Annotated in this window: 9 protein-coding genes; 1 reads left to right on the top strand and 8 read right to left on the bottom strand. The window is 72.3% G+C overall.

What is annotated here, in order from left to right:
* Positions 1-100 precede the first annotated feature (100 nt).
* From ACH4S7_RS10575 to dacB, 3 genes are read right to left on the bottom strand one after another with little or no spacing between them, the layout of a single operon-like run.
* Complete coding sequence (locus tag ACH4S7_RS10575; protein ID WP_398520763.1) at positions 101-3,196, bottom strand: NACHT domain-containing protein; 3,096 nt, start codon at positions 3,194-3,196, stop codon at positions 101-103.
* Entirely contained in the window at positions 3,193-3,606 is a 414-nt protein-coding gene (locus tag ACH4S7_RS10570) for a trypco2 family protein (protein ID WP_398520762.1), read from the bottom strand. Before ACH4S7_RS10570 ends, ACH4S7_RS10575 begins: the two co-directional genes overlap by 4 nt.
* A 41-nt stretch (positions 3,607-3,647) precedes the next feature.
* The gene (gene dacB, locus ACH4S7_RS10565; RefSeq protein WP_398520761.1) at positions 3,648-5,264 is read right to left on the bottom strand and encodes a D-alanyl-D-alanine carboxypeptidase/D-alanyl-D-alanine-endopeptidase; all 1,617 of its coding nucleotides are present in this window, start codon (positions 5,262-5,264) and stop codon (positions 3,648-3,650) included.
* 694 nt (positions 5,265-5,958) lie between these two features.
* Between dacB and ACH4S7_RS10560 the strand changes: the two genes are divergently transcribed.
* Positions 5,959-6,627: a M23 family metallopeptidase gene (locus ACH4S7_RS10560; RefSeq protein WP_398520760.1), complete on the top strand. Its 669-nt coding sequence runs from the start codon at positions 5,959-5,961 to the stop codon at positions 6,625-6,627.
* Between the two features lie 407 nt (positions 6,628-7,034).
* On the opposite strand, the gene cseC is transcribed toward ACH4S7_RS10560, so the two are convergent.
* The 5 genes from cseC to ACH4S7_RS10535 form a co-directional block, all read right to left on the bottom strand.
* A complete protein-coding gene (cseC, locus tag ACH4S7_RS10555) occupies positions 7,035-8,354 on the bottom strand; it encodes a two-component system sensor histidine kinase CseC (protein WP_398520759.1) in 1,320 nt (439 codons plus the stop codon).
* Positions 8,355-8,556: 202 nt separating this feature from the next.
* Complete coding sequence (cseB, locus tag ACH4S7_RS10550) at positions 8,557-9,255, bottom strand: two-component system response regulator CseB (protein ID WP_398520758.1); 699 nt, start codon at positions 9,253-9,255, stop codon at positions 8,557-8,559.
* A gap of 9 nt (positions 9,256-9,264) precedes the next feature.
* Positions 9,265-9,951: a hypothetical protein gene (locus ACH4S7_RS10545; RefSeq protein WP_398520757.1), complete on the bottom strand. Its 687-nt coding sequence runs from the start codon at positions 9,949-9,951 to the stop codon at positions 9,265-9,267.
* Complete coding sequence (locus ACH4S7_RS10540) at positions 9,939-10,559, bottom strand: SigE family RNA polymerase sigma factor (protein WP_398520756.1); 621 nt, start codon at positions 10,557-10,559, stop codon at positions 9,939-9,941. The genes ACH4S7_RS10545 and ACH4S7_RS10540 overlap by 13 nt, the downstream gene beginning before the upstream one ends.
* Positions 10,560-10,726: 167 nt before the next feature.
* Entirely contained in the window at positions 10,727-11,632 is a 906-nt protein-coding gene (locus ACH4S7_RS10535; RefSeq protein ID WP_398520755.1) for an A/G-specific adenine glycosylase, read from the bottom strand.
* Positions 11,633-11,795 lie beyond the last annotated feature (163 nt).

Raw genomic sequence — 11,795 nt, 5'->3', positions numbered from 1 at the left:
GCCCTGCCTCCGGCTCCGCCAGGGGCCCCGCAGTCCGACGAAGGGGCTGCCCCGGACCGTACCGAGAGGTACGGGCCGGGGCAGCCCCTTCGTCGTGTCCTCAGCCGCCCACCGAGCCCACCGTGAGGCGGTCGCCGAACGCCTCCCGGCCGACGAGCTTGCTCCGGGAGGGGCCGACGACGCTCAGCGTCAGCTCCGGCACGGCGGACAGCGGCAGCAGATCGAGCCGTCCGCCCGCCAACAGCGGATGGACGACGGTGAGCCGGCGCAGCCGGGGGATCTCCGCGAGGATCCGCAGATCGGCCGACGACAGGCGCAGCCGGATCAGGGTGAGGACTTCCAGCTCACCGAGGCCGGTTAGCGCGGTGAGGTCCTCCAGCGCGGGGCAACCCTGGATCAGCAGGGATGTCAGTGGGGCGCCGAGGGCGGGCAGCAGCGAGAGATCGGTGAGATGCCGATTGTGGGCGAGGGAGAGATGGCTGAGGCGCCGGCCAGTCCCAGTCCCAGTCCCAGTCCCGGGGTCGGGGAGGGGGCCGGGGTCGGCCGGTGGATGTCCGGCGAGTCCGGCCGTCAGGGCCGTGGGGGTGAAGTCACCCGCGATCTCGATCCGCCGTGCGTGCGGCAGCAGTCCGAGCCGGTTCAGTTGGTCCTGGCGGGTGATGACCAGCGACGACCGGCTCAGATCGAGCCCCCGCAGCACCCCGTCGGCGTACTCCTCGGTCGGGAACGCGGCCCAGGACCGGGCGAAGGAGTCGGCGAGCTGCGCCGAGCGGTGCGTGGCCCCCGCCAGTCGGCGCGCGTAGGGGATCGCCGCCTCGCCGCCGATGGCGCAGATCAGTGCGGCGGTCTGCTTCAGCTCGGGGTCGAGCAGTTCATCGGCGGAGGGCAGCAGCGGCAGCACCGAGGGGCCGAGCCGGGCGAGTATGTGGAGTTCGGTGGCGGTGCGCGGGGGCAGGACCGAGGCGATGGCCCCCCGTACCCGGCGGTGCACATGGTCCTCCATCCAGGCCGCGTGCTGCGCGCAGAGCGCCGCCAGGACATACAGGGTGGTGCAGTGGTGCTCATGGCCGCGCACCGAGTGGCCCGCCCCGAGCAGGCCGCTGACCAGCACCGACATCTCGCGCCGTGAGCAGTGGCCGGCCGACAGCAGCAGTACGTCGTGCCACTGCTGCTCGGTCGCGTGCTGGAGGAGTTCATTGAGTTCGTCGCCCTCGATGAACTCCTTCGCCGCCAGGAAGTCCTGGAAGGTGCGGTGGGCGAACTGGAAGACGTCCTTGGTCCGCTCCTGCAACAGCCCGCTGCGGTTGAGCAGATGGCTCAGGATCTGCTCGGGTTCGCCCTGTTCCCTGATCTGGGGCATCCCGGTGAGGGCCCGGGTGAGCTGGTAGAGCGCCTGCTCCCGGGTGAACTCGCTCTGTCCGCCGCGGACCAGCCAGATGGCGATCCGCTGGAGGAGTTGCTTGTGCTCCTCCACGGTCAGCGTGATGCCCTCCGGCCGGTTGACCCGGCAGTGCTGGTCCCGCTCGCCCAGCAGCATCTCCAGCGCCGAGCGGTACAGCGCCCAGCGGGTCTCCGGGAGCAGGCCCTCGCGGCGCCGGTGCAGTGCGCAGATGACCGCGCAGAGCAGGGGTGTGCGGGCCAGGTCCCGCAGGGCCGGGCTGAGCGCGAACTGCTGGACGAGGTCCCGCTGCCGTTCCCGCAGCGTCTCGTGGTCGTCGTCGTCCAGCCGGGCAGCCGCGTACCAGGCGGCGATGAATGCCTGGATGTCGCCCTCGCGCATGGGGAGCAGGCTCAGCTCCTCGAAGCCCTCCGACTCCAGCCAGTCCGGGGGGACCGCGAGGGGGCGTACGGTCGCCACGCACCGCGTCCGGGGGTAGCGCCGCAGGAGGGAGGAGAGCCAGCGGTGGGCCTCCTCCCGGTCGTCGTACGGCACCTCGTCCAGGCCGTCGACGAGCAGCAGGGCCCGCCCGGAGCCGAGCACCCGGCCGGCCCAGCCCTCCGGCGCCCGGTCGATCACCAGCCGGGACGCGCCGGGCAGTTCGTCGAGTCCCGGGTAGCTCGCGCCCCGGGCGCGCAGGGTGCGCAGCGGGACCACGAACGGCACCAGTCCGTTGAGCTCGGCGAGCCGGGAGTCGAGGGTGCCGGCCGACGCCTGGGCGGCGAGCCACCAGAGCAGGGTGGTCTTCCCGGCCCCGGCGTCACCGCGCAGCAGGACGCGGGGGCGGCTGGGGAGCAGCGCCTCGATGCGCCGGCAGGCGCTCTCGGAGTGCACGGCGGAGGGCAGCGAAGGGTGCGCGGCGGAGTGCGGGGAGGAGTGCCCGGCCGGGTACGGGGCAGGATGCGCGGTGGTCGAGGCGTCGGGGCGGTGCGGCCGTTCCCTGGGCATGGCCTCCAGGCTCAGATAGGCCGTGTTGAGGTCCCATTCGCAGTCGCGTTTGCTCAGCTCGTTCAGCCCGAAGATCCGGGTCTTGCGGTACTCGGCGCCGAGCGCCTCCGCGTACTCCTCCTCGTAGTGCGGATCCTGGGGGTGGATATGGGTGAGCTGCTCCAGCGGCGGCAGCCGGCCGGGGGCACCGGGCCGGTCGAACCAGTCGCGGAAGCCGGGGTGGCAGAGCATCAGATCGATCGGCACGCACTCCACCCGGCGGTGGCCGCGCCCACTGGGGACCCCTCGGACGATGGCGAGCAGCGTCTCCCCCGCGTACACCGGGGCGCCGGAGAGCCCGGCCAGGGGTGAGCTGCCGTCGGCGCGTTCGGTGGCCGGCGGGCGGTCGAACTCGAAGACCATCGTGCGGCGGATGAGGCTCGCGAGCGGGAGCACGGTCCCCGAGAACTGGTCGACGTCGAGCTTCCGGCCGTCGTACCGCTGGATCTCGGGGAAGCCGACGATCAGACAGTTCGGGATCGGCAGGGCGGTGGTGACACTGCTCGCCCGGACGAGCATCTCCTTGAAGGAGGCGAGATGCCGTATGGGGGCGTGCAGCAGGGCCGCGTCCAGCCGGGTGTCCGACCAGACGACCTGACAGGGCACTTGTTCGTTGGTGCCGGGCAGCGCCACCCGCGCGGTGTGGGCGGAGCCGATCACATGGGCGCAGGTGAGGACGGTGCTGGGGGTGAAGAGGGTGCCGCTGCCCTGCTGTTCCCCGAGTACGGCGACGGTGCGGCGGGCCAGCGGGGCGTCCTGGGGCCGGATCACGGCAGGCTCGGGCGGGTTCCGCCGAAGTCTCCCGTGTCGCCGCCGCCGGGGGAGCCGACCAGCCAACCCGCGCCGGTCCGTGCGTTCCGCGGGGTGAGGGTGAGCGCGATCCGATGGGCCCGCCCGGTGCCGTGGACGACCCCCGCGCCCGCGTCCAGCACCCAGGCCCGTACCTTCCCCTCGCCGGTGGTCTCCCGCCGCATCTCGATGGTGAACTCCATCTCGATATCGCCCACGTCGAAGACGACGGGCCGGTCCGTGGCCCGGGTCGCGGCGTCGACGAGCTGGTCCCGGAGCGATGCGATGGCGTCGGCCAGCTCGATAGCGGCGCCGGAGGCGGAAGCGGGGGCTGCGGGGGTACGGGTGGGGGCGGGGCGGTCGGCGGAGGGGCTGGCGGTGGAGTCGGTCATGGCCCGGACCGTACCGAGGCACGGTCCGGGCCGGGGGCCGTTCAGCAGATCGCCGGCTTCCGCCAGGAGCATTCGTGATCAGTGGGCGCGTTCGGGGTGGGTACACGGCGCGGTGTGGTGGTCGTGATCGCGCCCCCCGCGGTGTTCGAGCGGGCCAGCGTGACCACGATCGCGTCCTCGACGCTCTTCACCGACGGCGCGAGGTAATCGTTCAGGACGATGCTGTAGACGAGTTCCCGGCCGCCCGCGTCCGTGACGTATCCGGACAGTGCCGAAGCGCCCGTCAGGGAGCCGGTCTTGGCGCGGGCGTTGAGGGCGGCGGGCGTGCCGCAGAGCCGGGTGCGGAGGGTGCCGCCGACGGCCCGGTCCGGGGCGCAGGCCACCGGGAGGGAGGCGTACCAGTCCGCGTACCAGGGTGCGTCCCGGGCCGACAACAGCAGCCGGACGAACTGCTCGGCCGGGAAGAGGTTCATCCGGGACAGCCCCGAGCCGTCGACCTGGCGCAGCGTGCTGGTGGTGACGCCCTCCTTCCGCAGGAAGCCGTCGATGCCGGCGAGCCCCGCCGCCCAGGTGCCGCGCCCGGCGGTCGCGTGTCCGATGGCCTTGGTCAGCGCCTCGGCGTGCATGTTGTTGGAGAGCTTCATGAACGGGAGCACCAGCTCCCGCAGGGGCATGGAGCGGTGGGTGGCGAGGGCGCGGGCGCCCGGCGGGGTGGCCACTCCGAGACGTGGGGCGCCGCCGTCGATCCGTACGCCGTGGCGGGTGAGCGCGTCGGTGAAGACGGCGGCGGCGTAGCCGGTGGGCTCCCAGACGGTCACCCACTCCTTGGTCGCGGCGCCGCCGACCGGGACGGTGCCGGTGACGGCGATGGTGTTGCCGCCGTGGCGCCGTTCGATGGCGAGGGTGTCGGGCTGTCCGGCCGCGACGGTGGTGCCCTGGATGTCCAGCCGTACGTAGGCGGTCTTCGGCGTCACCGTCACCCGGGGCCGGTCGCCCGCCTTCGCGCCGGGGAGGGCCTCGACGATGACGGTGCCGGAGTCGTAGTCGGTGTCGGGGGCGACCGTGAGCGCGGAGATCTGCGCGGAGTAGTACGACGACTCGTCGTCGCCCGCCCAGCCGCGGCCGAGGCGCTGGGTGTCGAAGCGGGTGTCGTCGGCGATCAGCCGGCCGGTGACGCGGCGGACGCCGGTGGCGGCGAGGTCGGCGGCGAGCCGGTCGTAGTCCTTGGCGAGGGTGGTGGGGTCGCCGTCGCCGCGCAGGTAGAGGTCGCCGTCGAGGGTGGATCCCTTGCGGCTGCCGGGGGAGAGGACATCGGTGGTGAAGCGGTGGCCCGGGCCGAGGATCGCCAGCGCGGCGGCGGACGTGGTGAGTTTGGCGTTGGAGGCGGGCATCGCCCGCTCGTCGCCGTCGCGCTGGTAGAGGCGCTGCCCGGTGGTGGCGTCCGCGACGACGACACTCGCGCTGCCGCCGTCCAGCCGGGGGTCGGTGAGGATCGTGTCGATGGCGCCCTTCAGCCCGCTGTCGGAGGGGCCGGCGCCGGCCGGGGCGCTCCAGCTCAGCGTGGTGGTGAGGACGCATACGAGTCCGATGAGCAGAGGGCGGACGCGGCGCCCGCCGCGGCGGGCGCGTCGGTCGGTGGGGTGCGCGGGTCTGGTCATGGCACAGGAGGATCCCGTACCGGGGGGTGGGCGGGAAGGAGGCGGACGGCCGGGTCCTGACCGGTTCGGGGGCCGGGCGGGGGTCGGGCGGGGGGTGCGTCCAGGCCCCGCACCTCCCGGATTCTCCGCCCCCAGGCCATAAGGGCAGGTCAGAGGGGCTACGGGCGGGGGTGGCACCCCGGCGCCCCCTGCTGTCGGCGCTCCGCCGCCCGCTGTTCCGCGTACCGCTCCCGGTCGGCCGTGACCGGCCCCGATCCGCCCTTTCGGCAGTGGCGCGGGCCACAACCGGGGCCTCGGCCCGGTGACAAGGCACACAGGCCCATCCGGACCTACGAGCCGGAATAGGAGCGTTGTTCACGCCCGACCGGGTCCGCCGGTGGTTCCGGTACCCGGCGCCCCGGCGGGACTTTGGTCCCGCGGGTCGTCGACGGGTACCGGGTGGCGGCGGGGGGCCGATTCCACCGGGCCGTACCTGCGGTCAAACCTCTTCCGGTACGGAGATCTCGGCTGTTTTCCGGTGCGGCCCCGAGCATGGTCAAAAGGTGTCAAGGGTGTGGATCACGGGCGTATTGGCTACGACGTAATGTCGTAGTTGGGGTGTTTGAGGTGAAGTGGGGGGTTCGGTTACCAAGGGATGGCACCACCACCCGACACAGTCCCCGTGCCGGGTTCCCTTATTGCCGGAGGCTTCTGTATGTCGCGCGTTTCTTCCACCCCCCGCCCGTCCGCCATCCGTACCCGCACGGCCGTGCTGGTCGCCGCAGGTCTGGGAGCGGCCACGGTGCTCGGTACGGGAGCCGCGTTCGCAGCCGAGACCGGTACGCCCACCGGCGTCCCCGTCAAGATGACCACCGCGAGCGCCGTCGCCGCGCAGGCCAAGGCTCAGGCCGCCGCCGCGAAGCAGTCCGTGACCGCCAAGCCGGTCGCCGCCGCGAAGTCCGCCTCGGGCTGGACCAAGCCGGTCAGCAACTACGTCGTCAGTGCCACCTATGGCAAGGGCGGCAACATGTGGGCCAGCAACCACTCCGGCCAGGACTTCGCCGTCCCCACCGGTACCACGGTCAAGTCCGTCGGTCCCGGCACCGTGGTGAAGGCCGGCCCGAACGGCGCCGGTGACGGCTCCGCGTACGGCAACGCCGTCGTGATCAAGCACGACTCCGACACCTACTCCCAGTACGCGCACCTCTCGCAGGTGAACGTGCAGGTCGGCCAGCAGGTCAAGGGTGGTCAGACCATCGCCCTGTCCGGCAACACCGGTAACTCCAGCGGTCCCCACCTGCACTTCGAGATCCGTACCACCCCGAACTACGGCAGTGCCATCAACCCCGTGAGCCACCTGCGCTCCGAGGGCGTCACCATCTGACACCCTCCGGAATCCGGCCCGGTCCCACGGGCCTGATCCCCCTGGGGACCCTCAGGGGTCTCCGGCACTGACCACCGACGGCCCCCGGCGCGAGATGCGCCGGGGGCCGTCGGCCGTCTGTCCGGGTGGCTGCCTGTCCGGGGTGACCGTCTGTCCGGGTGGCTGCCTGTCCGAGGTGGCTGGGGCCGTCACGGTCAGTAGCTGGGCCCGTGCTTGCTGGTCCGGTCCGGTCCGGTCCAGTCCGGTCCGGTCCGGTCCGGTCCAGGTCGGTCAGCAGCAGCACCCGGCAGCGGGTCAGGCACCCCTCACCGGCCACCCAGCGGCTGCTGACCGGCACTGTGCGGCCGGTCAGCGGCCGGTCACAGCAGCCGCTCAGGTCCCGCTCATGGGCCGCTTTCGGTGGCCGGTCAGTCGTCGATCGCCAGGATCGGGAAGCTACCGGTGGTGGTCGGCGCGTGTTCGGGCAGCCAGAGCACCGCGATGGCGCCCCCCGACTCGCCCAGCGGGTCCGTGCCCTCCGGAGCCGCGTTACGGAAGGTGAGCCGGGCGCCGAGCACCCGCGCCTGCCCCGCCGCGATGGTCAGCCCCAGTCCGTGCCCCGTCCCCGCCCGGTCGCTCGCGCCGGTACGGAACCTGCTCGGCCCCTCACGCAGCAGCGCCTCCGGGAAACCGGGGCCGTGATCCCGCACCCGTACCACCCGGCCCTCCACCGTGACCTGGATCGGCGACCTGCCGTATTTCCCGGCATTGGTCAGCAGATTCAGCAGGATGCGCTCCAGCCGCCGCGGATCGGTGCTCACCCAGGACTCGTGCACCACCTGGACGATCACCTCCGGGTTCAGGGCCATGACCCGCCGGGTGACGAACTCACCGAGCGCGATCTCCTGGAGCTCCGCCCGCTCGGACGCGCTGTCGAGCCTGGCGACCTCCAGTACGTCCTCCACCAGCGTCCGCATCGCCTGCGCCCGGTCCCGCACCAGCTCGGTCGGCCGGCCGGGCGGCAGCAGCTCGGCGGCCGTCAGCAGCCCGGTGACCGGAGTGCGCAGCTCGTGCGCGATATCCGCGGTCACCCGGCGCTCGGCCTGGATGCGCGCGTTCAGCGCGTCCGTGAGCGCGTCCACCGCGCGGGCCAGCTCATCCGTCTCGTCCCGGACGACCCCGCCGATGGCGTCCCGTACCCGTACCTCCGTATTGCCCTCGGCGACCGTGGCGGCGGCGGTCGCCGCCTTCCGCAGCCGCCGGGAGAGCTGGCCGCCGATCAGCACGCCCAGCGCGCAGCCGCCGAAGACCACCGAGACCGAGCCGATGATCAGCGCCCGGTTGAGATCGTTCAGGATGTCCGCACTGCGCCCGGCGAACCGGGTACGGATCGAGAGCACGCCCCCGTCGGCGAGCGGTACGGCGGCCCAGATCTCCGGGGGGCCGTCGTCACGGTCCCGGATGTAGGTGGCGCGCCGCTTCTCCTTCATCAGCTTCTGGAGGTCCCGGGGGAGTGCCGGATCGTTGACCTTGGCGCTGAAGCGGGGGTCCTTGTTGGTGGAGGTCTCGTACAGGCGCTGGGCGAGTCCGATCCGCTCCAGTTGCACATCACGGGCGCTGTCGAGCATCGACACCCGGGCGGCGTTGTGTACGACCAGGCTGAGGGTCAGCGCGATCAGGGCACCGACGGCCGCGATGGCGATACTGATCTTCCAGCGGACACCGGTCCGCAGCGCGAACCGCTTCATACCGCGCTCCCGGCGTCACTCCGCACGCGTCCCGCGGGGCGCCATACGTATCCCGCGCCGCTCCGTACGCATGGGGTGCCGTTCCGTGCGCGCCCTCGGCCGTCGTCCCGTCCGTCCCGTCCGTCCCGTCCGTCCTGTCCGTCCGGTCCGCGCCGTGTGCCGCTCCGTGCGTATCCGGCGTCGATCAGGGATCCGGTCCGGTTCATCCCTTGAGCTTGTAGCCGAAGCCGCGGACCGTCTCGATCCGGTCTTGGCCGATCTTGGTGCGCAGCCGCTGGACATGGACGTCCACCACCCGGGTGTCGCCGCCCCAGCCGTAGTCCCAGACCCGCTCCAGCAGCTTGTCGCGGGAGAGCACCGTGCCCGGCGCGGAGGAGAACTCCAGCAGCAGCCGCATCTCCGTCGGCGTCAGCGCCACCGGCTCGCCCCCCTTCCGTACCTCCATGCCCTCCGTATCGACCTCCAGCTCACCGAAGGTCAGCAGCGCGCCCGCCCCGGCGCCCTGCCCCGGCGCCCGCTCGCCGCCGCCCGCATGGCCGAAACGGCGCAGCACCGCACGGATGCGGGCGACCAGCACGGCCCCGTCGAAGGGCTTGGTGACGTAGTCATCCGCGCCGGCCTCCAGGCCGAGCACCACATCGATCGAGTCCGCGCGCGCCGACAGCATGATCACCGGCACGGTCGACTCATCCCGGATGCGCCGGCACAGGCTCACCCCGTCCAGCCCGGGGACCATCACATCGAGCAGCGCGATGTCCGGCTGGTCGGCCCGGAACGACTCCAGGCCCTGGAGCCCGTCGGGCTGGGCGGTGACCACGAAGCCGTGACGCTCCAGCGCGAGCTGGGTCGCCTCGCGAATGACATCGTCGTCCTCGACGAACAGGACATGGATCTCGGCCATCCGGTGCTCTTAGTCCTCGGTCGGTACGGTCGTGGTCAGGGAGGGGGGCACCCATTCGCCGCCGCCCCCACCCGCCCCGCTGAAATCGTTCCGCACCCAGTGGAGCTGGGTGAACTTGCCCCCGGCCCAGCGGTACGTGGTCACTTCCTCGGCGGAAGGACCGGCGAACGGGTCCTCCCCGTCGTCCCACACCTGCCGGGTCACCACCAGCTCGCTCCGGTCGATCGCGGAGTAGACCGCGGGCTCCTCGGAGGCGAAGACGTTCTCGTACCGCACGCCGTTCGCACGGTACACATAGGTACCGACACCGACCTTCTCGTCGCAGCTCACCACGTTGACGACGACATCGGGCGCACCGCCGCCGGTGAGGTTCCCGTACGAGGTGTCCACCGGGTAGGTGCTGCCCTCGCACGGTTTGAGATCGGCCCGGAGCCGTTTGTTGACCTTCGGATCGTTCTTGATCAACTGGACGACATCGACCCGCACCCGCGCCTTCGCCGCGTCGCTCGGGGAGGGCGCGGGGGTGCTCTTGGGGCTCGCCTCGGCATGGGCCGATCCCTCGTCCTGCACTCCGGTGCCGCCGGTGGAACAGGCCACGGTGAACATGCCTATGGCGGCGAGCCCGGCCATCGCCGTGGTGCTCGCCGCCAGTGCAGCCCTGTCGCGTCTCTTCCTCAGGCCCTTCAGGCCGCGCACCGCTCCCGCCCCCGCTCGTCGTCCCTACGGCCACGCCATACGTCGCGGACCCCGCCCACCTCACGCACGTCACGCACGGCGCCGTGGACCTCGTCGTAGTCGGGAGCGCTCGCGTCCGCGGCTCTGCTCTCCAGCTCCTGGCGGAGCCGGGCCAGTGCCCGGTGCAGTGTGCTCTTCACCGTACCCGCAGACATCCCCAGTGCGGCAGCGGTCTCCTCGGTGCTCATCTGCTCCCAGTGGCGCAGCACCACGACACTGCGCTGCTTGGGCGCCAGCACCTTCAACACGTCCATCAGCAGGGCGCGGTCCGCGCGCTGGTCGCTGCCGTCCTCCACGCTCGCGTCGGGCAGCTCATCGGTGGGGACCTCTTCGAGCTTCCGCGCCCGCCACCACTCCGTACGCGTATTGATCATCACGCGGCGGAGGTAGGCGTCGGCGAGCGACTTGTCGGCTATGCCTTCCCAGCGGCGGTACGTGCGGACCAGCGCGGTCTGCAACAGGTCCTGGGCGTCGATGGGGTCGGGGACGAGGCGCCGGGCACTGCGCAGCAGGGCCTCCTGCCGGGTGCGTACGTACTCTTCGAACTCAAGCACCTCGCCGTGCGCCATTCCAACCGCCTCCGCCCCGTGAAAAGCACCGCGTTCCGTTACGTCTCAGAAGCTACGGAGCGGTTGTCACGGGCCTGTGCGGGGCAGCCGTCGAAGGGCGCACGGCCATCCATCGGTTGTGTAACAGCGGATGTTTCGGAGCTGGTTGTGAGGGGAAAGACGCCTGCTCAGCCGGGCAGTCGGTAGGTGCCGTCCTCCCACGGCTCCACCAGACCGTCCGCGACCAGACCGTCCAGCGCCCGGGCCCGCTGGAGCGGTTCGTGCCAGACCGCGTCCAGCGCGGACCGCGGCACCGGAGCCGACGACTCCCGCAACACGGCGAGCAGCTTGCCCCGCACCTGGCGATCGGTACCCGCATAGGTCTGACCACGCCGTGCGGCGCCCTGGTGGGCGGGCTTCCCGGCCAGCCGCCAGGCGCAGGCGGCCGCGATCGGGCAGCGCGCGCAGTCCTCGTTCCGCGCGGTGCACACCAGCGCGCCCAGCTCCATGGAGGCCGCCGCCCAGCGGGCCGCGATCTCCTCGTCGTCGGGGAGCAGCGCCCGCGCCAGCTTGCGCTCGGCGGCGGTCGTCGCCGTCGGCGGGTACTGCACACCACTGGCCGCGCGGGCGAAGACCCGCCGCACATTGGTGTCGAGGACGGCATGACGCTGCCCGTACGCGAAGGAGGCCACGGCCGCCGCCGTGTACTCACCGATCCCGGGCAGCGCGAGGAGCTGCGCGTGTTCGCGCGGCACGTCGCCGCCGTGGCGCTCCGCTATCGCCTGCGCCGCTCCGTGCAGCCGCAGCGCACGGCGCGGATACCCGAGCCGGCCCCAGGCGCGGACGGCCTCGCCCGGAGCCTCGGCCGCGAGATCGGCCGGCCGGGGCCAGCGGGCCACCCACTGCTCGTATACGGGGAGCACTCGGCTCACGGGAGTCTGCTGCAGCATGAACTCGCTGACCATCACACCCCAGGCGCCCGCATCGGGGCGCCGCCAGGGCAGGTCACGGGCGTGCTCGTCGAACCAGGCGATGACGGGGGAGTGGAGGGACGCGGCATCGGTGGGAGAGAGATCTGTGCTGGTGTCAGTCATGGCACCTCCGATCCTGGCACGTCCGGGCGAGCGGGGTGCGCATCCGCCCCGCCCCATGGGCTAAGCGGCGCATCCCCCACCCCCCTCCCAGCCTCCCCGCCCCAGCCCGGGCCCGCCGATCCAGCCGGCGCCCGCCGATCCAGCCGGGGCCCGCTGATTCAGC

The organism is Streptomyces sp. NPDC020965 (assembly GCF_044333555.1).
In the GTDB taxonomy this organism is placed as follows: Bacteria; Actinomycetota; Actinomycetes; order Streptomycetales; family Streptomycetaceae; genus Streptomyces.
The sequence above is the reverse complement of the archived record's forward strand: the minus strand, read 5'-3'. Positions and strand labels throughout refer to the sequence as shown.